The organism is uncultured Phascolarctobacterium sp. (genome assembly GCF_905212365.1).
In the GTDB taxonomy this organism is placed as follows: Bacteria; Bacillota; Negativicutes; order Acidaminococcales; family Acidaminococcaceae; genus Phascolarctobacterium_A.
Genome location: NZ_CAJMEH010000031.1, coordinates 1 through 21582, shown reverse-complemented (window position 1 = coordinate 21582; position 21582 = coordinate 1). Strand labels below are relative to the sequence as shown.

25 protein-coding genes are annotated in these 21582 nt (G+C 49.9%); 23 read left to right on the top strand and 2 right to left on the bottom strand.

Annotated features, from left to right (window positions below):
- From QZ105_RS06355 to QZ105_RS06320, 8 genes are all read left to right on the top strand, one after another.
- Positions 1-689 (top strand): SufD family Fe-S cluster assembly protein (locus QZ105_RS06355; protein WP_293729011.1); only part of this gene is annotated, 689 nt, incomplete at its 5' end.
- Positions 679-1914: a cysteine desulfurase gene (locus QZ105_RS06350; protein ID WP_293729010.1), complete on the top strand. Its 1236-nt coding sequence runs from the start codon at positions 679-681 to the stop codon at positions 1912-1914. The genes QZ105_RS06355 and QZ105_RS06350, both read left to right, overlap by 11 nt.
- Complete coding sequence (sufU, locus tag QZ105_RS06345; protein WP_293729009.1) at positions 1904-2338, top strand: Fe-S cluster assembly sulfur transfer protein SufU; 435 nt, start codon at positions 1904-1906, stop codon at positions 2336-2338. The genes QZ105_RS06350 and sufU overlap by 11 nt, the downstream gene beginning before the upstream one ends.
- 299 nt (positions 2339-2637) lie before the next feature.
- Entirely contained in the window at positions 2638-3093 is a 456-nt protein-coding gene (locus tag QZ105_RS06340; protein WP_293729008.1) for a DUF4143 domain-containing protein, read from the top strand.
- 162 nt (positions 3094-3255) lie between these two features.
- Positions 3256-3534 (top strand): metalloregulator ArsR/SmtB family transcription factor, encoded by a 279-nt coding sequence (locus tag QZ105_RS06335; protein WP_293729007.1) that lies wholly within the window; start codon positions 3256-3258, stop codon positions 3532-3534.
- A gap of 224 nt (positions 3535-3758) precedes the next feature.
- A complete protein-coding gene (locus tag QZ105_RS06330; protein ID WP_293729006.1) occupies positions 3759-4682 on the top strand; it encodes a permease in 924 nt (307 codons plus the stop codon).
- A gap of 14 nt (positions 4683-4696) precedes the next feature.
- Positions 4697-4888, top strand: a complete 192-nt coding sequence (locus tag QZ105_RS06325) for a hypothetical protein (protein ID WP_293729005.1) — start codon at positions 4697-4699, stop codon at positions 4886-4888.
- Between the two features lie 168 nt (positions 4889-5056).
- On the top strand, positions 5057-5464 hold the full coding sequence (locus QZ105_RS06320; RefSeq protein WP_293729004.1) for a sigma factor-like helix-turn-helix DNA-binding protein: 408 nt from the start codon (positions 5057-5059) through the stop codon (positions 5462-5464).
- A 393-nt stretch (positions 5465-5857) separates the two neighbouring features.
- Here the strand turns inward: QZ105_RS06320 and QZ105_RS06315 are convergent, their stop codons facing one another.
- Positions 5858-7018, bottom strand: coding sequence for a nucleotidyltransferase family protein (locus QZ105_RS06315; RefSeq protein WP_293729003.1), 1161 nt, complete (start codon positions 7016-7018; stop codon positions 5858-5860).
- Between the two features lie 179 nt (positions 7019-7197).
- Here QZ105_RS06315 and QZ105_RS06310 point away from each other — a divergent pair, with 179 nt between their 5' ends.
- From QZ105_RS06310 to QZ105_RS06240, 15 genes are all read left to right on the top strand, one after another.
- Entirely contained in the window at positions 7198-8406 is a 1209-nt protein-coding gene (locus QZ105_RS06310; RefSeq protein WP_293729002.1) for an acetate kinase, read from the top strand.
- Between the two features lie 92 nt (positions 8407-8498).
- Positions 8499-9002 (top strand): DUF177 domain-containing protein, encoded by a 504-nt coding sequence (locus QZ105_RS06305; protein WP_293729001.1) that lies wholly within the window; start codon positions 8499-8501, stop codon positions 9000-9002.
- A gap of 36 nt (positions 9003-9038) precedes the next feature.
- Entirely contained in the window at positions 9039-9218 is a 180-nt protein-coding gene (rpmF, locus tag QZ105_RS06300) for a 50S ribosomal protein L32 (RefSeq protein ID WP_293729000.1), read from the top strand.
- Between the two features lie 198 nt (positions 9219-9416).
- On the top strand, positions 9417-10004 hold the full coding sequence (gene fapR, locus QZ105_RS06295; protein ID WP_293728999.1) for a transcription factor FapR: 588 nt from the start codon (positions 9417-9419) through the stop codon (positions 10002-10004).
- Positions 10001-11008 carry a phosphate acyltransferase PlsX gene (gene plsX, locus QZ105_RS06290; RefSeq protein ID WP_293728998.1) on the top strand — a complete coding sequence of 336 codons (1008 nt, stop codon included), beginning with the start codon at positions 10001-10003 and terminating at the stop codon, positions 11006-11008. Before fapR ends, plsX begins: the two co-directional genes overlap by 4 nt.
- Before the next feature lie 12 nt (positions 11009-11020).
- A complete protein-coding gene (locus QZ105_RS06285) occupies positions 11021-12010 on the top strand; it encodes a beta-ketoacyl-ACP synthase III (protein WP_293728997.1) in 990 nt (329 codons plus the stop codon).
- An 81-nt stretch (positions 12011-12091) separates the two neighbouring features.
- Positions 12092-13033 (top strand): ACP S-malonyltransferase, encoded by a 942-nt coding sequence (gene fabD / locus QZ105_RS06280; protein ID WP_293728996.1) that lies wholly within the window; start codon positions 12092-12094, stop codon positions 13031-13033.
- Between the two features lie 28 nt (positions 13034-13061).
- The gene (fabG, locus tag QZ105_RS06275; RefSeq protein WP_293728995.1) at positions 13062-13805 is read left to right on the top strand and encodes a 3-oxoacyl-[acyl-carrier-protein] reductase; all 744 of its coding nucleotides are present in this window, start codon (positions 13062-13064) and stop codon (positions 13803-13805) included.
- Between the two features lie 43 nt (positions 13806-13848).
- The gene (locus QZ105_RS06270; RefSeq protein WP_021720057.1) at positions 13849-14079 is read left to right on the top strand and encodes an acyl carrier protein; all 231 of its coding nucleotides are present in this window, start codon (positions 13849-13851) and stop codon (positions 14077-14079) included.
- Between the two features lie 94 nt (positions 14080-14173).
- Entirely contained in the window at positions 14174-15124 is a 951-nt protein-coding gene (locus QZ105_RS06265; RefSeq protein WP_366936005.1) for a nitronate monooxygenase, read from the top strand.
- 16 nt (positions 15125-15140) lie between these two features.
- Entirely contained in the window at positions 15141-16400 is a 1260-nt protein-coding gene (gene fabF, locus QZ105_RS06260) for a beta-ketoacyl-ACP synthase II (RefSeq protein WP_293728994.1), read from the top strand.
- Between the two features lie 17 nt (positions 16401-16417).
- Positions 16418-17137 (top strand): ribonuclease III, encoded by a 720-nt coding sequence (gene rnc / locus QZ105_RS06255; protein WP_293728993.1) that lies wholly within the window; start codon positions 16418-16420, stop codon positions 17135-17137.
- Between the two features lie 137 nt (positions 17138-17274).
- Positions 17275-18042 carry a cyclase family protein gene (locus QZ105_RS06250; protein WP_293728992.1) on the top strand — a complete coding sequence of 256 codons (768 nt, stop codon included), beginning with the start codon at positions 17275-17277 and terminating at the stop codon, positions 18040-18042.
- Between the two features lie 272 nt (positions 18043-18314).
- Positions 18315-18752: a type IIL restriction-modification enzyme MmeI gene (locus tag QZ105_RS06245; RefSeq protein WP_293728991.1), complete on the top strand. Its 438-nt coding sequence runs from the start codon at positions 18315-18317 to the stop codon at positions 18750-18752.
- A 57-nt stretch (positions 18753-18809) separates the two neighbouring features.
- Positions 18810-21077 carry a DNA methyltransferase gene (locus QZ105_RS06240; RefSeq protein ID WP_293728990.1) on the top strand — a complete coding sequence of 756 codons (2268 nt, stop codon included), beginning with the start codon at positions 18810-18812 and terminating at the stop codon, positions 21075-21077.
- A gap of 163 nt (positions 21078-21240) precedes the next feature.
- Here QZ105_RS06240 and QZ105_RS10570 read toward each other — a convergent pair whose 3' ends face one another.
- The gene (locus tag QZ105_RS10570; RefSeq protein ID WP_366936006.1) at positions 21241-21321 is read right to left on the bottom strand and encodes a putative holin-like toxin; all 81 of its coding nucleotides are present in this window, start codon (positions 21319-21321) and stop codon (positions 21241-21243) included.
- Positions 21322-21582: the final 261 nt, after the last annotated feature.

Genomic DNA, 21582 nt, shown 5'->3' with positions numbered 1-21582 from the left:
CCGCAGCCGGAACTGCCGCTGTGCAGACGAGGATTAACGCCGCTGCGGGGGCAAAGGTAAAGCTGGTGCAGGTGCAGCTTTTGGGCGGCGGCTTTGTGCATTTGAACGATGTGGGCAGCGAGCTGGGCGGCGGGGCGCGGCTGGAAATTTTGCAGCTGCAGCTGGGCGGCAGCAAGGCTTATAACGGCGTGCGCACAGAGCTGACCGGCGAGGGCAGCAGCTTTGAGGCGGCGGCAGGCTATTACGGACGCCGCGGCCAGCGCATCGATATGAATTTTATCGCTAATCATTACGGCAAAAATACGGCCTGCGTTATGAACGCTGACGGCGTGCTGCAAAGCGGCGCGTTTAAAATTTATCGCGGCACTATTGATTTTAAAAACGGCTGCGCCGGAGCTGTCGGCGACGAGAAGGAAACGGTGCTGCTGCTCAGCGACGATGTGGTGAACCAGTCCATTCCGCTGATTTTGTGCAGCGAGGAGGATGTGCAGGGTAATCACGGGGCCAGCATCGGCAAGCTGGACGAGGACTTGCTGTTCTATTTGTGCAGCCGCGGCTTCAGCGAGCAGGATGCGATAGATATGATGGCGAAGGCTAAAATTGAAGCCCTGTGCCGCAAAATCGGCGACGAGGATACGGTGCAGCTGGTGGAACGCTATTTGGAAGGAGTAATTGCTGATGGTCAGTGATAAGGATTTACTTGCTTACGATTATAAAAATGATTTTCCGCTGCTGGCCAATATGGACGTGGCTTATCTGGATAACGCGGCTACGGCGCAGCGTCCCCTGTGCGTCATTGAGGCCGAGCGCGATTTTTATTTAAAGCATAACGCCAATCCCCTGCGCGGGCTGTATCAGCTGGCTATGGAAGCGACGGACGATTACGAGGACGCCCGCGCCGCCGTGCAGAAATTTATTAACGCCAAGTATTTTGAAGAAATTATTTTTACTCGCAATACGACGGAGAGCCTGAACTTGGTGGCTTACAGCTACGCTCTGCATAATTTGCAGCCCGGCGACGAAATTGTGACGACGATTATGGAGCATCACAGCAATATGCTGCCCTGGCGTATGGCGGCCGCACAAACCGGCGCTGTGGTAAAGTATATCGAGTGCGCCGCCGACGGCAGCATCACGGACGAGGCTTTGACGCAGGCTATTACGCCGCGGACAAAAATTGTGGCGATGGCGCAGGTTTCCAATGTGCTGGGCCGGTTGAACCCGGTGGAAAAGGCTATCGAGCTGGCTCACAAGGTAGGCGCGGTGGCCGTTATCGACGCCGCCCAGAGCGCGCCCCATATGGCTATCGACGTGCAGAAGCTGGACGCGGACTTTTTGGCTTTCAGCGGGCACAAGATGATGGGTCCCATGGGCATCGGCGTGCTGTACGGCAAAAAGAATTTGCTGGACGCTATGCCTCCCTTCATGAGCGGAGGCGAGATGATTAGTATGGTGAGCCGCGACGGGCAGGAATACGCGCCGCTGCCCCATAAATTTGAAGCTGGTACGGTGAATGCCGGCGCGGCTGCCGGTCTGCATGCGGCTATCGATTATATCAACAGCATTGGCTTTGACGTTATCGAAGCCCGCGAAGCGGCTTTGACAAAGCTGACTTTTGAAGGCATGCGGCAGATTGAAGGCGTGCGTATTATCGGCGCGCCCGACGTTGAAAATCATAAAGGCATTATTACCTTTACTATCGACGGCGTGCATCCTCACGATATCGCCGCTATTTTGGACGCCGACGGCGTGAATATCCGCGCGGGCAATCACTGCGCCCAGCCGCTGCTGGACCATTTGTGTACGGGCGCGACGGCTCGCGTCAGCCTGGCTTTTTACAATGACGAGGCCGATGTGCGGCGTTTGCTGGACAGCTTAAAAACTATCAGGGAGAGAATGGGCTATGGCAGATAACAGAAGCTTTTATAATGAAATTTTACTGGACCATAATATGCATCCGGGGCATAAGCACGAGCTGCCGGACGCCGATATGGAAATGCGCGGCTATAATCCCACCTGCGGCGACGATATTACTATGAAGCTGAAAGTGAAGGACGGGGTAGTGACTGACGGCGCGTTTGTAGGCAGCGGCTGCGCGATTTCCCAGGCCAGCGCCGATATGATGCTGGATTTGGTTATCGGCAAGCCGAAGGAGGAGGCCCTGCGCTTGTCGGATATTTTTCTGCGCATGATTAAGGGTACGGCCAGCGAGGAGGAAATCGACGAGCTGGAGGAGGCCGGCGCGCTGAAGGACGTTTCTCATATGCCGGCCCGTGTGAAATGCGCGGTTTTGGGCTGGCATACGCTGGAGCAAATGCTGAATAACGAAGAAAAATAAAAATACAAATTGAATATTATTGAAGCGAAGCAAGCTTGCGTAAAGGTGCAGGCTTGCTTTTGCTATATAGAAGATAGCGCTGGGGTTAATGGTAATAAGTAGCTGAGCCGTAAGAAAAATCTGCTTTCGGAAAAACGTGCAATATACGCGTTGAAAAAGGCGGAAAAATGTGTTGTGCTATTTTCTGATGAAAATAAAGGCGGTGACGCATATGAAACGAAGCGTATTTTCGCAGCTTATAAAAGGGCGGCAGGGCGCGGGACTTTGAGGAAGCGATTGAGTGGCTTGTTTCAGCTGGTATGCTCAATCGCATTTATAATGTCTCCAAGATGGAACATCCTCTTTCTGCATTTGATAAGCTCGATCAATTCAAACTTTTCCTGTTTGATACAGGGCTGCTCAAACATATGGCTGGCGTTGATAATAGCGCAATCTTGCTGCAAGCTGATTATCAATTTAAAGGCCCGCTGACCGAAAATTACGTTTTGCAGCAGCTTCGCGGGCAGTTTGAGGTGGAGCCGCGCTATTACTCGGACAAAGCCGGAGAGATTGACTTTTTATTGCAAAACGGTACGGAAATAATTCCTGTTGAGGTAAAGGGCGGCGAAGATAAGTCCGCGCCTTCCTTCAAACGGTATATTGCTAACCGTCATCCTGAACACGCTATCCGCCTTTCAAAGCGGGGATATCGCAAGGACGGCGAGATTACGAACATTCCTCTTTACTTGGCTAGAAAGCTTAAAGAGTTGCTTTAATGCTCATGTGTCATAAAGTAACACACAAGAATTTGATTGATAGCTGCCTCACTATTCCGTAAAAAATATTTCAAAAAAGCAAGTTGATATATTGACTTTTTTCGATTTGAGCGTTATACTGTTCTTAGAACAAATCGAAAAAAATAAATGTGAGGTGTGAATATGAGCGACCATGCAGCAGATGCAAAAGTTTTTAAGGCTTTTGATGATATAAACCGACTTCAAATATTGGAAATGCTTCGGGAGAGTGAGAAGTGTGCGTGCGTATTACTGGAGAATTTACAAATCAGCCAGTCCACATTGTCCCATCACATGAAAATTTTATGCGATTCCGGCATTGTCACCGGGCGAAAAGAGGGAAAATGGACGTATTACTCTATCAGCAAAGAGGGAAGCCGGAAAGCAAGTGAGCTGCTGAAATTGTTAACAACAACAATATGAATGATTTTCCTCTAAGGAGGGCAAAAGGCCACGTTTATAGGCGTGGCTTTCCATTAAAACTACATATCGAAAAAAATCGAACTGTATGTTTGTTGATATAGATAAAGTAATGACAGGAGGACACAAAATGTGTGTATGCGGACGGCGGCTACAATGTCGCTCTCAATAGCTAATGATATTTTCTTTGAGTAAAACATATCAAAACAGAAAGGAAATATCAATCTATGTTTACAACTGAAACATTTATCCATGCAGGCAAAACATTTCTCATGCTATTTGGTGAATTGTTCGCTCTATTTATTGGCATTAGCTTTGTGGTTGCGCTGCTTCAAATTTATATTTCGCAGGAACGAATAAAGCGGGTGTTGACAACACCACGTAAAGGTATGAATAGTATTCTCGGAGCCTTATTGGGCGCAGTCACTCCGTTTTGTTCCTGTTCTACAATCCCAGTGTTGGTAGGACTATTCAAAAGTGGTGCTTCGTTTAATGGTGCAATCTCATTTTTGCTGACTTCACCTATTCTGAATCCGGCTATCCTTACTTTAATGGTTGCATTTTTCGGGATAAAGGCAACGGTAATTTATACAATATTTACTTTTACTTTTGCGGTTGTCATGGGACTGATCTTAGATGCAGCCGGATTTCAGAAAGAAGTAAAAAATGTGACAGTAACAGGAGGACATCAAGATAGCGTAAACTGGGAAACCTTAAAAGGAACATTTTGGCAAAAGCAGGCGCAATCCTTCAAAATTGCTTTCCGTGACTCGTTTGGACTGTTTAAGGGCGTTGTCGGTTATCTACTTTTGGGAGCCGGTATTGGAGCATTTATTTATGAGTTTATTCCCACGGATTTATTGGCTAATTTTGCAGGTGCAAATAACCTTTGGGCAGTTCCCTTCGCGGCTATCATTGGTATTCCCATGTATATCCGTACAGAAACGATGATACCGATTGCAAGCATTTTAATTTCCAAGGGCGTCGCACCCGGCGTTATGATTGCACTTATTTTGGGCGGTGCGGGAGCAAGTATTCCCGAAGTATCATTGTTAAACTCCATATTCAAAAAGAAAATGGTTGTTGCTTTTGTTCTCTGTATTTTTGCTGTTGCAACAATTACAGGTTATGTTTTCAATTTTATTCTTTAACAGGAGGAATTTTTATGAGCAAGAAAAAAGGACTTTTAGAAAAACTGTTCGGCGGTTCGTCCAGTGGATGTAGCTGTGGAATGGAGATTGCGGAAGAGAAACCGCAGAAAGCCGGATGTTGCAATATGCATATTGTTGAGGAAACAGAGCAATGTTGCTGTTGCGATGGTGAAGATAATGCTGATAAGAGCAATGAAAACAGCTAATATTTTTCCTCTAAGCAATAGCAAACCCGGCCGAGCCAGTCAACGGCAAGATGAACGGCTCATTTGAGCCGCCGTTGACAGCCCCACCCGTCTTTGCTGGTAGGCAGCCAAGGGGCGACAGCAAGGAGTGCTGCCGCCCCTCACATTATTCAGAAAGGGGGATTTTCCATGACCGAATTTGAAGAATATCAAGAGCATATCCAATACACGCATAATGCTTTTTGCAGGATTGTTATTCGCCATGCGTCCATTGACGCAGCCCGCAAGCTGTATTCAAAGTGGAAGCGGGAAATTTCCCTTGAATACTTGTCCGAAGAAAAGTTCATGCCGTTTGCTGCCACAGATGAATACTTTGCGCCGCCGCCGTCAGTAGAAGAATATCCCTTTACAATCTGCGGTCAGACTGTCATGTTGAGCAATCCAGACCTTGCCGCCGCCCTGTCCTTTCTGCCGGAAATGGAACAGGAAATCATCTTTTTGTACTTCTTCCAGCACCTTACCCATAAGGAAATCGGCAAGCGATACGGACGGACACGCAGCACAGCGGGACGGCATATTTATCTTGACCTGCGCTGACTGCGGGAGGAAGTGGAGGTGTTAGCCCATGAGCAGGCTTCTCCCCTATGAAACAATGTGAAGGGGCTGTCGCATTAGACGATTTGTTTTGTCGATGCGACAGCTTTTTTGCGCTTTTCATCGACGTTTCGCTTAGCAAATCCCGCACATGAGTGCGTCGGGCAAAAATGTTCGATGTACTTTTGCTTGACTGGGGGACGAACGCCTATAATTTAGATAAAAGCATAACGAATTTTTAAAAAGCGTTATGTAACGAAGGAGGTTTGACGAAGATGAAACGAAAAAATTTGAAACGGAGCGCAATTTTAGGCGTGTTGATGAGCTTGGCAATTTTGGATAGCGCATGGGCAACAACGACAATTAAGCACATGAGCGATAAAACTCGATAGCGTTTCAGCTTTTTACATAACGCGGCGACAGCAGAAAATCGTTTCCCGTTCTGTTCAGGCTGTCGTCGTGTTGCAGCAGGGACCACAGGTCGGTGGCGGCCAGATTCAGCTCTATTTGCCGGGCGAAGAGGTCGCTACGGCTTTGTGCGGGCGCGGCCCCCAGCTTAGTGATGACGGGCAGCTGCGCCGTTTGCTTCATGGCTTTCAGCAACTTGCGGCCTGTGTCGTTGAAGGCCAGCACACGCAGGTAGGCCGGCTGCGGCTGCTCCCAAAAGCTGCGTGGTTTATCCAGCAGCAGCTGGCAAAACAAACGGCGGATGCGGCTGGCGCTGTAGCGTTTGTTGACGCATCGGCGCAGAGCGTCGTCTAAGGAAGAACAGCCGGCGGCCTGCTTGAGCAAATTTTCCAGCCCTTCGCTGCACTGGCAGCGTTCTGCTATTTGAGCAGGCGTCAGCAGACGCAGGCGATAGCTTAGCAGCTGCCAGAAAAGCCGGCGGTTATAGCCTGGGCGCGTTGACGTAAGTGCGGCGCGGACGTTTTCAGGCACAGCCTGCTGCCAGGAAGCGTCGCCTTGGGTTAAAGAGCGGCGGATAGCGGTGGCGCTGGCCATAATGCCGCCGATTTCCGTACTATTGTAGCCTGCGTCCAGCCTTTGCAGAAATAGTGGGGCGATACTCGTATCCTGTAAGGCTTTGCAATATTCCAGAGCCAGAATATCGTTGGGACGGCTGATATCGCCTAAGGCTTGGGAGCAGGCAGCCGCGTAGCTGCTGCCCTTTTGGATGAGCCGTTTGATTTGGCTTTGCGTATCGCTGCTGCGCAGGCGGCTGGCTAAGGCCGCAAAATCGCGGGACGCCGTTTCTACGCCGCAGGCCAGAGTATTTACGCAGCCGGTGGCTTGGAGCGCCTGTACTGCGCCCTGGGCGAAATATTGGGCGCTGCGCAACGAAAAGGCGCAGGGCAGTTCCAACACTAAGTCGACGCCGTTGGCACAGGCCAGCCATTTATTTAAGCAGGCAGGCTCGCCGCGCTGCATAAAGCTGCCGCTTATGACGGCGATGATGGGCTGACCCGTCAGCTCTTTGGCTTTGTGCGCGTGGTAACGGTGTCCGTTATGAAAGGGATTGTATTCGGCGACTATGCCTGTGGCGCATAAGGGCTGCATTTTGCAAAGCGCTCCTTTAACAGTTAGAATTAAAAGTATTATAGCATGTATACACAAAATATTCACTATCCAATTTGCGAGAAATAGTGTATACTAATATTATGGTTAAAGCGAAGCAGCTTGCCTTAACAGGAAGCTTTGACGTTCCGTTTATTTTCTAACCTTCCGGGAGGCATATCATGATTGTTTTTGTAGTAAACTGCGGCAGCTCGTCCATTAAATATCAGCTGATAAATATGGAAGGCGAACGGGTAATGGCGAAGGGGCTGATAGAGCGCATCGGCATGGAAGGCTCCACCCTTAAGCACACGCCGTCAGGAAAATATACTATTGATATTAAAGAGGAAATTCCCGATCATGTTGTGGGCATTAAAATTGCTTTGCGGGCGCTGACCGATAAAGAGTACGGCGTTATCGGCGATATGTCGGAGATTGACGCCGTAGGCCATCGCGTGGTACACGGCGGCGAGCGCTTTACCGACAGCGTGCTGATTACCTCGGACGTGCTGGCCGGTATTGAAGCCTGCAGCGAAATTGCGCCACTGCATAATCCGCCCAATCTGTACGGCATTAACGCCTGTATGGAGATTATGAAGGGCGTTCCCCAGGTAGCGGTGTTCGATACGGCCTTTCACCAGACCATGCCCAAGGTAGCCTATCTTTACGGCCTGCCCTACGAAATGTATGTTAAGTACGGCCTGCGCCGGTACGGCTTCCATGGCACCTCCCATAAATACGTGGCCCAGCGGGCGGCGGAGCTGATGGGCGAGCATATGAACGATCTGCGTATCATCACCTGCCATTTGGGCAACGGCGCCAGCATTACGGCCATCAAATACGGCAAATCCATCGATACCAGTATGGGCTATACTCCTTTGGAGGGCCTGATTATGGGTACGCGCAGCGGCGAGATCGACCCGGCCATCATCCCGTTTTTGATGGAGAAGGAAAATATGACGGCGCAGCAAATAGACGATTATCTGAACCGGCGCAGCGGCATTTTGGGCATCAGCGGCTTATCCAGCGATTTCCGCGATTTGGAAAGCGCGGCCAACCGCGGCGATGACCGCAGCCAACTGGCTATCGACGTTTTTGCGTATAAGGTTAAGAAATATATCGGCGGCTATGTGGCGGCTATGGGCGGCGTGGACGCCATCGTCTTTACGGCCGGACTTGGCGAAAATTCCCCCTTTATGCGCGATAAAATCTGCAACGGCTTGGAATATTTAGGCACGCGCGTGGATCCGGAGCTGAACAAAATCCGCGGCAAGGAGCGGGAGATCAGCGTGCGCCGCGCCCGCGTAAAAATTTTCGTCATCCCGACCAACGAGGAGCTGGTAATTGCCCGCGATACCTATAATATCTGCCGCCGCATCATTAAGCTGTAGGCAAAATGTGAGCGCTGATTTTTAGCTTTTGTCCAGAGGTTTTCCTTGACAAAGAGCTTTAAGACCGCTATAATTGTAACGATTGGTGAAATATGATAAAGATAAATGTCGCAGAAATCAAAAAAAGACTGGTTGGAGCCAAGACCTTTGCTTTCGCTCTGGAGCCTGCCGAGCTGGAAATAACGCCTGAGGAAATGGCGCTTGTGGGCAGCGTTAAGCTGGAAGGGACGATAAGCAACGTAGGCGACGTGCTGCTGCTGAAGGCGCAGCTGTCGGGACAGGTTAAGCGTACTTGCGGACGCTGCCTGAAGGAATTTACGGCTGCCGCTGAGGCAGAGGTAGTGGAAAAATTTTATCCGGCCGGTGCTGAAAATATTGAAAATGATGCTTTTGTCTACGATTCGGACGTTATTGAGATAACGGAACCGCTTCGTGAAGGGCTGCTGCTTGCAGAGCCCATGCAGGCTCTGTGTAAGCCTGACTGCCGGGGACTTTGTCCGGTGTGCGGCGCCGACCTTAACAAAGGCGACTGCGGCTGCGACAGGCTGACGGTTGATCCCAGGCTGGCGGCATTAAAGCAATTCATCAAAAATTAAATTTCACTTCATAGCACTGAGGAGGTGTATTGAGAAATGGCAGTACCTAAGAGAAAAATGTCCAAAGCCCGCCGCGATAGACGTCGTGCTAACTGGAAATTGAACGTTCCTGGCATGGTTGAATGCCCGCAATGTCATGAATTGAAAATGCCGCATCGCGTTTGCCCTGAATGCGGTTACTACAACGGCAAGCAAGTCATTGCTGTCGCTGAATAAGCAAGACCTTTAAGCCTCTGGAGAAGTCCGGAGGCTTTTTACTTTTCCGCAGCTTTTTTACGCCGAAGCTTTAATTGACTAAGTAAAAAAATCGAAGCTTTTTCATAGTTCTGTTACAAAAAGGGGTTGCCAAATACTGCGTATGCTTTTATAATAAAAACAGATATTATGAGCTGGTGCTAAAAAGCGGGTGAGGTAATGAACTCTTCAAAAAAGTTAATACGTCATAAAAGCTTAAAGAAGCTGCTGCGGGAAAATCCCTTCAGCACGGACGAGCAGCTGGCGCAGCTTTTAAACGTCAGCGTGCAAACCATCCGTTTGGACCGCGTGGCGCTGGGCATACCGGAGCTGCGCGCCCGCACTCGTACTATGGCCGAGGAGGCGCAGACCAAGGTTCGCGCTATCGATAAAAAGGACATTGTGGGCGAGCTGCTGGATCTGGAGCTGAATAAGGCGGGCATTTCTACGCTGAAGATATCAGCCGATATGGTACTGGACAAGACCGGCGTGGCGCGGGGCTATTATATGTTCGCTATGGCCAATACTCTGGCTTTGGCCGTGGTGGACGCAGAGCTGGCGCTGACAGCCGTCGGCAACGTCAAGTACAAGGTGCCTGTGAGCGCAGGCGCTGTTTTGGTGGCGAAGGCCGTTGTGACCCACCGCCGCCTGGATAAGTATTATATTTTTGTATCCATAAAAAGCAATAACGAAGAAGTCTTTCGCGCTAAATTTATTATTGTTTCGTTGGACAACCGGGATAAACATGAAAGGGAGCAGGAAGCATGAAAATCGCAGTAGACGTTATGGGTACCGATTACGGACCCAAAGAGCTTGTTTTGGGCGCAGTCAACGCGGTTAAGGCCTACGGCTGCGAAACGGTGCTGGTAGGCGATGAGAAGATCGTCCGAGAGCTGCTGGAGCAGTATCATGCGGCCGACGAGCCGAAGATAACTGTTCGCCATGCCAGCGAAGTGATCGCTATGGACGAGCATCCTGCTATTGCAGTTAAATCGAAAAAGGACGCGTCTATTGTGGTGGCAGCCAAGCTGCTGCGCAATAAGGAATGCGACGCGCTGGTGTCCTCCGGCAGTACGGGCGCGGCGGTAGCCGCAGCGCTGTTCGGCGTGGGACGCATCAAGGGCGTGGAGCGCCCGGCCATCGCTACGCCGATTCCCAGCCTGACAGGTACTACCGTAGTGCTGGACAGCGGCGCTAAGGTGGACGCCAAACCGGAGCATATGGTGCAGAGCGCCATCATGGGCACGGTTTATGCAGAAAAAATATTAAAAATTTCTGCGCCGCGGGTAGGACTTTTGAACATCGGTGAAGAAGAAACTAAAGGTAACGAACAAGCTTTGGCAACCTACCCTCTGCTGAAGGAAGCTAAAACGATAAAGTTTATCGGCAACGTAGAGGGCCGCGATATTAATAAGGGCACGGTGGACGTAGTAGTCTGCGACGGCTTTGTGGGCAATATAGTGCTGAAATTTGGCGAAGGCTTGGCCGGCGCTATTATGACGCTGGTGAAAGAAGCCATTTTAAACGGCGGGCTGTTGGCTAAAATCGGCGGACTTTTAATTAAGCCCGCGCTGCGCAAGCTGAAAAAACGCCTGGACCCTGCCGAATACGGCGGCGCGCTGCTTTTGGGCATCCGCGCTCCCTTTATCATCTGTCATGGCAGCTCCAAGGCCAAGGCCATTACCAACGCTATCCGCGTGGCTATGGATTTTGCAGAGCAGGACGTAGTAAGCATTATCGCGCAAAGGATTGCCGAATCTCAGAAGAAGTGAGGAAATAGATCAATGACAAGAGCAGTTGGTATTTTAGGTGTAGGACATTACGTTCCTGAAAAAATTATCACGAACACGGATATGGAAAAAATCGTTGAAACCAGCGATGAATGGATCACCGAGCGTACCGGTATCAAGCAGCGTCATATTGCGGCCGCTGAGGAGGCAACCTCCGATTTGGCTTATAATGCTGCTGTGGGAGCGTTGAAGGACGCGGGCGTCAGCGCGGAAGAGCTGGATCTAGTAATTGTGGGCACGGCTTCTTCCGATTACATTTTCCCGTCCACCGCTTGTCTGGTGCAGGCGCGTTTGGGCGCGAAGAATGCGGCGGCCTTTGATTTGGCGGCGGGCTGCAGCGGCTTTGTTTACAGCCTGGCAGTTGCCAGCCAAATGATTAAAAGCGGTCTGTATAATAAAATTTTGATTATCGGCGCGGAAACCCTGTCCCGTATTATGAACTGGACCGACCGCAACACCTGCGTACTGTTCGGCGACGGCGCAGGCGCTGCCGTAATCGGCGAGGTAGAAGAGGGCTACGGCGTTTTGGGCATCGATATGGGCGCCGACGGTAACGGCGGCAAATTTTTGCTGCAGCCTGCGGGCGGCAGCCGTCAGCCTGCTACCGAAGAAACCGTAGCGGCTAACGACCATACCATTCATATGAACGGGCCGGAGGTTTTTAAATTTGCTATTCAAATTATGGGCAAGACTGCGAAACGCGCGTTGGCTAACGCCAATATGAAGCCGGAGGAGCTGGATATGCTGTTCCCGCATCAGGCTAACTACCGCATTATCACCTCTGCGGCTAAACGTCTGAAAATGTCCATGGATAAGGTATGGGTGAACGTTGATAAATACGCCAACACCTCCGCCGCTTCCATTCCTATCGCTTTGTGCGAGGCGCAGGCGGCAGGCAAGCTGAAAAAGGGCAATAATATTATTTTGGCCGGTTTTGGCGCAGGCCTGACCTGGGCGGCTATCGTGCTCAAGTGGAGCAAGTAATAAATTTTTTGGAATATCGCATTTACTTATAGATGGTTTTGCAATTAGAGAGTATAATTAAAGAAAGCGAGGTTTATTCCCATGAGCAAGATCGCATTCGTATTTCCGGGACAGGGCTCCCAAACCGTTGGCATGTGCAAGGCCTTTTACGACGCTTATCCTGTAGTAAAGCAAATTTTTGAAGAGGCGGACGACGCTTTGGGCTTTTCCATCAGCAAAATGTGCTTTGAAGGCCCGGAGGATCAGCTGCGTTTGACCTTTAATACCCAACCGGCTATTTTAACCGCCAGCACTGCCTGCGCCGCTGTTTTGAAAGAGCACGGCGTAAGCTGCGATATTGCCGCAGGCCACAGCCTGGGCGAATATTCCGCCTTGGTAAACACCGGCGCGCTGAAATTTGCCGACGCTGTTCGTATCGTTAATAAACGCGGTCAGTTCATGCAGGAGGCTGTTCCCGTAGGCGAGGGCAGCATGGCGGCCGTTCTTGGTCTGGAAAGCGAAAAGATTGTGGAAATCTGCCGCAATGTAGAGGCTGAAATGGGCGAAGCCGTACAGGCAGTAAACTTTAACTGCCCCGGCCAGGTGGTAATCGCCGGCGCTGTAAATCCTGTGAATAAGGCTATCGAGGCTTTGAAGGCCGCAGGCGCTAAGCGCGCCGTGCTGCTGCCCGTAAGCGCTCCCTTCCACAGCACGCTGATGCAGCCCGCAGCCGAGCGTTTGGCCGAGGTTCTGGCTCCTATCGAAATTAAGGATATTACCGTTCCCGTTGTGGCTAACGTAACCGCTCATGAGGTAACCAGCGGCGCAGAAATTAAAGCGCTGCTCATTAAGCAGGCCGCTATGCCGGTTCTGTGGGAAACCTCCGTCCGCAATATGGTGGAAGGCGGCGTGGATACCTTCGTAGAGGTTGGCCCCGGCAAGGTATTGACTGGCTTTACCAAGAAGATCGCCAAGGGTATGACCGCCCTGAACGTGGAAGACCCCGCAAGTTTGGAAAAAACTTTAGCGCATTTCGCAAAATAAAATCCGAGAGATTTAGGAGAGAAGAATTATGAAATTAGAAGGCAAAAAAGCCCTTGTAACCGGCGCTTCCCGCGGCATTGGCCGCGCTATCGCTTTAGCGCTGGCAGCCGAAGGCGCGGACGTAGCCGTAAACTACGCCGGCAGTGAAGCGGCGGCTAAAGAGGTTGCTGCCGAAATCGAGTCTATGGGCCGCAAGGCCATCGTTATCCAGGCGGATATCGCTTCCAACGAAGCGGCGACCGCTATGGTGGACAGCGTGGTTAAGGAATTTGGCCGCATCGATATTTTGGTGAATAACGCAGGCATTACCCGCGACGGTTTGCTGATGCGTATGAAGGAAGAGGATTGGGACGCCGTTTTGACCACCAATCTGAAAGGCGTATTTAACTGCACCAAGGCTTCCGTAAAATATATGATGAAGCAAAAGGTCGGCAGCATTGTCAGCATCAGCTCCGTTGTGGGCCTGATGGGCAACGCAGGCCAGGCCAATTACGCCGCAGCTAAGGCCGGCGTGATCGGCTTTACCAAATCCGTGGCTAAAGAGGTGGCCGCCCGCGGCATTACCGTCAACGCCGTGGCTCCCGGCTTCATCAAAACCGATATGACCGCCGTTCTTTCCGAAAAGGTGGTCGAAGGTATGCTGACTAATATTCCGCTGAATAGATTAGGTGAAACCAGCGATATTGCCAAGGCTGTCGTCTTCCTTGTGAGCGACGACGCCAAATATATAACCGGACAGACTTTACATGTCGACGGTGGTATGGTAATGTAATAGGGCAACCTGCAAATTTGCCATTGGAAGGAGGTGAATCGTAATGAGCACTTTCGAAAAAGTAAGAGACATCACTGTTGAACAACTGAGCGTTGACGCTGACGAAGTAAAGATGGAATCCGCTTTCATCGATGACCTCGGCGCTGACTCCCTCGACATCGTTGAATTGATCATGGCTTTTGAAGAGGAATTCGGCGTAGAAATTCCTGACGAAAAAGCAGAAAAGATTCGCACCGTAGCTGACGCTGTTAAGCTGCTGGATGAAGAAAAATAATTCATTCATTGTAATTTTCTTTGTTGGCTTTTGTTTGGGGAACCTGCGGGTTCCCCGGCACAAGCTGCTTTAGTCCTGAAATGGGGGATATTTGTTGAAACTACCAGTGCTGAAAATCGGTAAGCTTGAAGCGCAAGTACCGATTATACAAGGAGGCATGGCTATCAGGCTTTCCACTGCCCGTTTGGCAGCGGCTGTAGCAAACGAAGGCGGTATCGGCCTTATCGCTGCGTCCGGTATGAGCTTTGACGAATTACGCACAGAAATTCGTTTGGCAAGGAAATTGACCGGAGGCAAGGGCATCATCGGTATCAACGCTATGTTTGCAGCCAGAGAGTTTTTAGGCCTTATAACTACTGCCGCACAAGAGAAAATTGATTTAATCGTGGCCGGCGCCGGTTTTTCAAGAGATATTTTTGCCGTCGGACGTAAATATGGCGTTGAGGTAGTACCTATCGTATCATCTGTCAAGCTGGCTAAAATATCTGAGAAGCTGGGCGCATCCGCTATCGTTGTGGAAGGCACGGAGGCGGGCGGACATCTTGGTACTCAACAGTCCATAAAAGAGATACTTCCGGAAATTGTAAAATCCGTTAATATACCGGTTATTGCCGCAGGCGGCGCAGTATGCGGACGCGATGTGGCAGACCTTTTGAATCTGGGCGCCAGCGGCGTGCAGATGGGCAGCCGTTTTGCCGCCAGCGAGGAATCCAACGGCGCGCCTGCTCTTAAAGAATTTTATTTGAAGATGACTAAAGAAGACGTTGTGCAGATTGACAGCCCCGTGGGCTATAAGGGACGCGCAATTCGCAATCCCTTTGCGCAGCTGTCTTTGGAAAATAAAGCTCCCAAACCGACCCAATGCGACCTGTGCTTAAAGCATTGCACTCACAGCTTCTGCATTATCCGCGCTTTAACCAGAGCGCAGCAGGGCGATGTGGAAACGGGCCTGGTGTTTACGGGCGCCAATATGTGGAAAATTAAAGAGATTTTGCCTGTTAAGGAAATCTTTAGACGTATAAAAGAAGAAATAGCAAATATTTAGTGTGAGGTGAACAATTTTGAGTAAAAGAAGAGTTGTAGTAACCGGCGTGGGCCCTGTAACCCCTATCGGTATTGGTAAGGATACGTTTTGGGGCAATCTGGTTGCCGGTAAGTCCGGTATTGGTCATATTACCCAATTCGATACGGAAGGTTTTACTGTAAAAATTGCCGGTGAGGTCAAAGATTTTGATTATACTGCCTTTATCGATAAAAAAGAAGGCAAGCGTATGGATCGTGTGACTCACTTTGCAGTGGCTGCGGCTAAGCTGGCTATCGAGGACGCTAAGCTGGATATGACCAAGGAAGATCCCCTGCGCTGCGGCGTTTGCGTTGGCAGCGGCATCGGCGGCATCCATACCTTCCTGGAGCAATCCCTGAAGTACGGCGAAAAAGGGCCTTCCAAGATCAGCCCCTTCTTCATCCCGATGGAAATTCCTAATATGTCCGCTGGTCAAATCGCTATCGCTACCGGTCTGAAAGGCCCCAACACGGCGATTGTTACTGCCTGCGCTACCGGCACCAACTGCATTGGCGACGCTCTGCGCACCATTCAATACGGCGACGCCGACGTAATGCTGGCAGGCGGCACGGAAGCTGCCGTTTCTCCTATCGCTATTGCCGGCTTTGCCAATATGAAGGCTCTGTCCACCAATAACGAGCATCCCGAAGAAGCATCCTGCCCCTTTGATAAAAAACGCGACGGCTTTGTTATGGGCGAAGGCGCTGGCGTCTTGGTTCTGGAAGAGCTGGAGCACGCTAAAGCTCGCGGCGCGCATATCTATGCCGAGCTGGTTGGCTTTGCCATGAACTGCGACGCATATCATATTACCGCTCCCGACCCGACCGGCGAAACTCCGGCTGCCTGCATTCAGGCTGCTATTAAAGACGCCGGTTTAAAACCGGAGGAAGTGGATTACATCAACGCTCACGGCACCTCCACACACCGCAACGATTTGGGCGAGACGCTGGCTTTCAAAAAAGTTTTCGGCGAGCACGCTTACGAGCTGTGCATCAGCTCCAATAAATCCATGATCGGCCATTTGCTGGGCGCTGCCGGTGCGGTAGAAGCTATCGCTACCGTTATGACCATTGAAAACAGTATCGTTCCGCCGACTATTAACTATCGCGATAAGGATTTGGACGACCCGGAAGGCGTTCTGGATTTGGACTATGTTCCCAACGTAGCACGCGAAAGAGAAGTAAACGTAGCTTTGAGTGATAATCTGGGCTTTGGCGGTCACAACGCTTCCCTGGTTTTCAAAAAATACGTTGACTAAAAAGCAGGTTGATAGTAATGCAGGGTAAACGTAAACAGCAGCTGCAAGACTTCTGTGACAGCTTGGGTATCCGCATGCATGACTTGGAGCTGCTGGATATGGCTCTGACCCATACATCCTATGCCCATGAAGCCAAGCAGACTCCCAAACCGCAGCATAACGAGCGCATTGAATTTTTGGGCGATTCGGTGCTGAGCGTAATTGTCAGCACCTATATGTACCAAAATTTTCCGGATTTAGCAGAAGGCCAGCTTACAAAGCTGCGCGCTCATTTAGTGTGCGAAGCCTCGCTTTTTGAATACGCCAAAAAGATTCGCTTAGGCGATTACCTTCGCCTGGGCAAGGGCGAGGAGCTGAGCGGCGGGCGCGAGCGTCCCTCCATTTTAGCCGACGCTTTTGAATCGGTGCTGGGCGCTATTTATTTGGACCAGGGCTTTGAAAAAGTGCAGAGCTATCTTTTGGCGATGATGCGGCCGGAGATTGATTATATTTGCCGTCACGGTATTTATAACGATTATAAAACGCGCTTGCAGGAATTTTTGCAGCGCGACGGCGACGTGGATATCAGCTACCAGCTGATGAGCAGCACCGGACCGGAGCATAATAAGGTTTTTACCTCTGAGGTAATGGTTCAGGGTCGCGTAATCGGCGAAGGCAAGGGACGCACGAAAAAAGATTCCGAGCAGCATGCCGCGCAGCAAGCTTTGGCTCAGCTGCACGTACAGACGCCTAAATAATGTTACAAACTTAACGTCTTAAATCTCATTACGAGGTTTAAGACGTTTTTTGTTTACAAAGAAGCTGTTTGATGATACAATTGACCCACTGGTTTACTAGGCTATTGGCCTGATGATTTTTTGAGGAGGCGTTGACAATGAGTTTTAAATTATGGGATATTTTACAGGAATTGCAATCTGATGCTTACGAATGGGTGGAGCTGTCCCATTCGTTAAATAACGACAGTCCCTTTTGGGCAGGGATTCCTGACGGCAGCGTAAAGCTGGCTGAAACCTGCTTCGATTGGGGCAACCCGATGCTGGAATGTCTGATTCAAACCTTTAAATTCCCCGGCCAGTTCGGTACGCATATCGATTTTCCGGGTCACTTCGCCAAGGGCGCGGCTTTGTCCGAAAAATTCGGCGCAGGCCAGCTGCTCTTTCCCTTGTGCGTAATCGACGTTACCGCCAAGGTAGCTGAAGACGTACATTACGCTGTGACAGTGGATGACATTAAAGCTTACGAAGCGCAGTACGGGCCGATTCCCGACGGCGCTTTCGTTGCCCTGCGCACCGATTGGAGCAAGAACTGGCCCGATATGGACAAGCTGAGCGGCATTGCCGCCGACGGCAGCGAGAATTTCCCCGGATGGTCGCTGGAAGCTTTGCAATATATTTATGAAGAACGCAATGCGGCCGCCAACGGCCACGAAACCTTGGACACGGACGCCAGCGTTGTGGCTGCCGCCGCCGGAGATTTGGCCTGCGAGCGTTATGTGCTGAGCAAGGGCAAAATTCAAATCGAGGTGCTGGATAATCTGGATAAGGTGGCCCCGGCGGGAGCGCTGCTGCTTGCCGCCTGGCCTCGCATCGAAGGCGCTACCGGTCTGCCAGTCCGCGTCTTTGCTATCACGCCGAAAAAATAAAACGGCGCTGGCGTTATTATGATATAGCTGGCAGAAGATAACGGCAGATAAAGTACTTGCAGCACTTGAAAAGCTGTGGTAGAATACAAATAGAAAGAGCGCTGCCGATAGATGGTTGCTCTCAAAAATTATTGGCTAAAAATAACCGCTCGTTTTGTGAGGACGGGGCGGTTATTTTTTTGCATTTTTGCCGAGTTTAGTAAATAGTGAATAACAGGCAGTAAATTAGATGGTATAATATAGTTAAAACTTCCAAAGGAACGGTGGATAACATGAACGATGTCAAGCAGCGCCGGGCGGCGAAGGAATTTGCCGCCTATTGGCAGGGCAAGGGATACGAAAAAGGGCAGAGCCAGCCGTTCTGGCTGTCGCTTTTGCGCGACGTTTTGGGCGTGGAACACCCGGAGCAGTTCATCAGCTTTGAGGACCAAATCATGCTGGACCACACGAGCTTTATCGACGGCACTATCCCCGCGACGCATGTTTTGATCGAACAAAAGAGCTTGGACAAGAATTTGCATAAGCCCATCAAACAGTCGGACGGCAGCGTGCTGACACCTTTCGAGCAGGCCAAACGCTACGCGGCGGAGCTGCCGTATTCCCAAAGGCCGCGCTGGATTGTGGCCTGCAATTTTGCGGAGTTCCATATTTACGATATGGAAAAGCCCTTCGGTGCGGCGGAGGTCGTCCTGCTGCGCGATTTGCCGTAGGAATATTATCGCTTAAATTTCCTGGTCGATGCCGGGGATGAAAATATCAAGCAGGAAATGCAGGTTTCCATGGCGGCGGGCGATATCGTGGGCAAGCTGTACGACGCGCTGCTGAAGCAATATGTGGATGCGACTAGTGAGCAGAGCTTAAAAAGCCTGAACATGCTGTGCGTGCGGCTGGTCTTCTGCCTGTATGCGGAGGACGCGGGCATATTTGGCGCGAAGAATATGTTCCACGATTACTTGCAGCGGTACTCTGCGAGAGATATGCGGCGTGTACTGATTGATTTGTTCAAGGTTTTGGATACGCCGGAAGCGCAGCGCGACCCGTATCTGGACGAAGATTTAAAAGCCTTCCCTTACGTCAACGGCGGCCTGTTTGCCGAGGAAAATATCGAAATACCGCAGTTTACGGAAGAAATACGCACACTGCTGCTAGTTAATGCCAGTGCGGATTTTGACTGGAGCAGGATAAGCCCGACGATATTCGGCGCGGTGTTTGAAAGCACTTTGAACCCGGCGACGCGGCGCAGCGGCGGCATGCATTACACCAGCATTGAAAATATCCATAAGGTTATCGACCCGCTCTTTTTGGACGATTTGCAGGATGAGTTTGCCCGAATCAAAGAAATGCCGAATAAAAAGAAACGCCGCGAGGCTTTGGAAGCGTTCCAAAAAAAGCTGGCGGGGCTAAATTTCCTTGACCCGGCGTGCGGCAGCGGCAATTTTTTGACGGAAACGTATTTGTGCCTGCGGCGGCTGGAAAACGAAATTATCCGCGCGCTGACGGGCGGCGAAATAATTTTGGGCGAGATGTTGAACCCGATACAGGTTTCCATCAGGCAATTTTACGGTATTGAAATCAACGATTTTGCCGTGAGCGTCGCAAAAACCGCGCTGTGGATTGCCGAAAGCCAGATGCTGCAGGCGACGGAAGATATTATCCATCTGAACCTGGAATTTTTGCCGCTCAAGACCAACGCCAATATTATCGAGGGCAACGCCCTGCGACTGGACTGGGAAAGCGTCGTGCCGAAGGAAAAGCTGCATTACATTATGGGCAACCCGCCGTTTGTGGGCGGAATGATGATGACTAGAGAACAACGCGATGAATTAGCCGCAGCGTTTCCTGAGTGCAAAAAAATTGGCGAAGTAGATTATGTTAGCGGTTGGTATGCAAAAGCAGCACATTTTATTTCTGAAACTAATATTCGCTGTGCTTTTGTTTCTACTAATTCGATATGTCAGGGGCAAGCGGTTCCATTTGTTTGGAAAGAATTGTTTAAATTGGGAATGAAATTTGATTTTGCATATCGGACTTTTCGTTGGGATAGTGAAGCTAATATTAAAGCCCATGTTCATTGTATCATTATTGGCTTTAGTTTAACGCCTAAATTTAATAGAAAGTTTATTTGTTCTGATGGTGCTTTGGAGTACGTTGATAATATAAATGCCTATTTATTGAACATGGAAAATATATTTGTGGATAGCAGAAGTAATCCTTTGTGTGATGTTCCTAAAATGCGTTTTGGTAGTATGCCGCGCGATGGAGGTGCTTTTATTTTTAGTGAAGAAGAAAAGGAAATATTATTATCCAGTGAGCCTTCATCCGGGAAATGGCTATGCAGATATATGGGAGCAGATGAGTTTATCAATAATAAAAAGAGATATTGCCTTTGGCTTGTAAATGCCAATCCTAGTGAGTTTCGTAAAAGTAAGACCGTAATGGCGAGGATTGAACGAGTTCGTGATTTTAGATTGGCAAGTAAAGCTTCTGCTACTCAAAAATTTGCTGCGACACCGACTTTATTTTGCCAAATTGCCCAACCAGACACAGACTATATTATTGTTCCGGGAGTTTCATCAGAAAAACGTAAATATATTCCTATTGGATTTATGAACAAAGAAGTGATTGCGTCAAATCTTGTGCAGATTATCCCCGACGCGACACTTTATCACTTCGGCGTTCTTACTTCCAACGTCCACATGGCTTGGATGCGTGCGGTCGCAGGCAGATTGAAAAGCGATTACCGTTACTCCAAAGATATCGTTTACAACAACTTCCCATGGCCGAATCCTACGGAGGCGCAGAAAGAAAAAATCGAGCGTACAGCGCAGGGCATTTTGGACGCGCGGGCGCAGCATGCGGATAGCAGCCTGGCGGATTTGTACGACGAGCTGACGATGCCGCAGGAGCTGCGCCGGGCGCATCGCGCCAACGACAGGGCTGTTATGGAAGCTTACGGCTTTTGGGGAAAATTAAACAGCGAAGCGGCCTGCGTGGCGGAACTGATGAAAATGTACCGGAAGCTTGCGGGGGAGTGAATGGTGCATAGCGGGGAAATACGGGCGCTGCCTATTGACTATTTGCTTTTGCTAGCGTATAATAAAAAGAAAGAGATAGCTGATTGTGGTAAGTCGGCTCTCCTCTAATTTTAGTGTATTTGAAGAAGACCGCTTGACCGCAAGTTAGGCGGCTTTTTTCTTTCTACTTATTGCGGAAAGAAAGGATTAATACTACTAACGTAGCAAAGCTTACCATTAAAGATAAAGCTTCGGCAACAGTCATAGCATCACCCCCTACTCTTTAGGGAGTAGGAAAGCCGACCATCAGCTATCTCACGAAAGGTATTATAGCATAGATACGTAAGGAAAGCAAAAAAACTTTTGCAGAGAAACTAAACAAACAGCGAGGCGGAGCTGATGAAAATGTACCAAAAGCTTGCGGAAGCAGGAGGCGCTAAGGAGAGTAAGGGAAGCGGCAGATGCGCAGAATAAAACTCATTATGCAGATTGTGGCGGCTTTCATTATCGCCATGTTCGCTTACAA

Bases quoted from the DNA above. Each gene is read 5' to 3' on its own strand.
- QZ105_RS10570 (WP_366936006.1), bottom strand. From the start codon at position 21,321: ATGACTGTTGCCGAAGCTTTATCTTTAATGGTAAGCTTTGCTACGTTA.
- QZ105_RS06285 (WP_293728997.1), top strand. From the start codon at position 11,021: ATGACAAGAGCAGTTGGTATTTTAGGTGTAGGACATTACGTTCCTGAA.
- rpmF (WP_293729000.1), top strand. From the start codon at position 9,039: ATGGCAGTACCTAAGAGAAAAATGTCCAAAGCCCGCCGCGATAGACGT.
- QZ105_RS06335 (WP_293729007.1), top strand. From the start codon at position 3,256: ATGAGCGACCATGCAGCAGATGCAAAAGTTTTTAAGGCTTTTGATGAT.
- QZ105_RS06245 (WP_293728991.1), top strand. From the start codon at position 18,315: ATGAACGATGTCAAGCAGCGCCGGGCGGCGAAGGAATTTGCCGCCTAT.
- fabD (WP_293728996.1), top strand. From the start codon at position 12,092: ATGAGCAAGATCGCATTCGTATTTCCGGGACAGGGCTCCCAAACCGTT.
- QZ105_RS06240 (WP_293728990.1), top strand. From the start codon at position 18,810: ATGCAGGTTTCCATGGCGGCGGGCGATATCGTGGGCAAGCTGTACGAC.
- plsX (WP_293728998.1), top strand. From the start codon at position 10,001: ATGAAAATCGCAGTAGACGTTATGGGTACCGATTACGGACCCAAAGAG.
- QZ105_RS06320 (WP_293729004.1), top strand. From the start codon at position 5,057: ATGACCGAATTTGAAGAATATCAAGAGCATATCCAATACACGCATAAT.
- QZ105_RS06340 (WP_293729008.1), top strand. From the start codon at position 2,638: ATGCTCAATCGCATTTATAATGTCTCCAAGATGGAACATCCTCTTTCT.
- QZ105_RS06330 (WP_293729006.1), top strand. From the start codon at position 3,759: ATGTTTACAACTGAAACATTTATCCATGCAGGCAAAACATTTCTCATG.
- QZ105_RS06350 (WP_293729010.1), top strand. From the start codon at position 679: ATGGTCAGTGATAAGGATTTACTTGCTTACGATTATAAAAATGATTTT.
- QZ105_RS06310 (WP_293729002.1), top strand. From the start codon at position 7,198: ATGATTGTTTTTGTAGTAAACTGCGGCAGCTCGTCCATTAAATATCAG.
- QZ105_RS06315 (WP_293729003.1), bottom strand. From the start codon at position 7,018: ATGCAGCCCTTATGCGCCACAGGCATAGTCGCCGAATACAATCCCTTT.
- sufU (WP_293729009.1), top strand. From the start codon at position 1,904: ATGGCAGATAACAGAAGCTTTTATAATGAAATTTTACTGGACCATAAT.
- rnc (WP_293728993.1), top strand. From the start codon at position 16,418: ATGCAGGGTAAACGTAAACAGCAGCTGCAAGACTTCTGTGACAGCTTG.
- QZ105_RS06325 (WP_293729005.1), top strand. From the start codon at position 4,697: ATGAGCAAGAAAAAAGGACTTTTAGAAAAACTGTTCGGCGGTTCGTCC.
- QZ105_RS06305 (WP_293729001.1), top strand. From the start codon at position 8,499: ATGATAAAGATAAATGTCGCAGAAATCAAAAAAAGACTGGTTGGAGCC.
- QZ105_RS06250 (WP_293728992.1), top strand. From the start codon at position 17,275: ATGAGTTTTAAATTATGGGATATTTTACAGGAATTGCAATCTGATGCT.
- QZ105_RS06270 (WP_021720057.1), top strand. From the start codon at position 13,849: ATGAGCACTTTCGAAAAAGTAAGAGACATCACTGTTGAACAACTGAGC.
- fapR (WP_293728999.1), top strand. From the start codon at position 9,417: ATGAACTCTTCAAAAAAGTTAATACGTCATAAAAGCTTAAAGAAGCTG.
- fabG (WP_293728995.1), top strand. From the start codon at position 13,062: ATGAAATTAGAAGGCAAAAAAGCCCTTGTAACCGGCGCTTCCCGCGGC.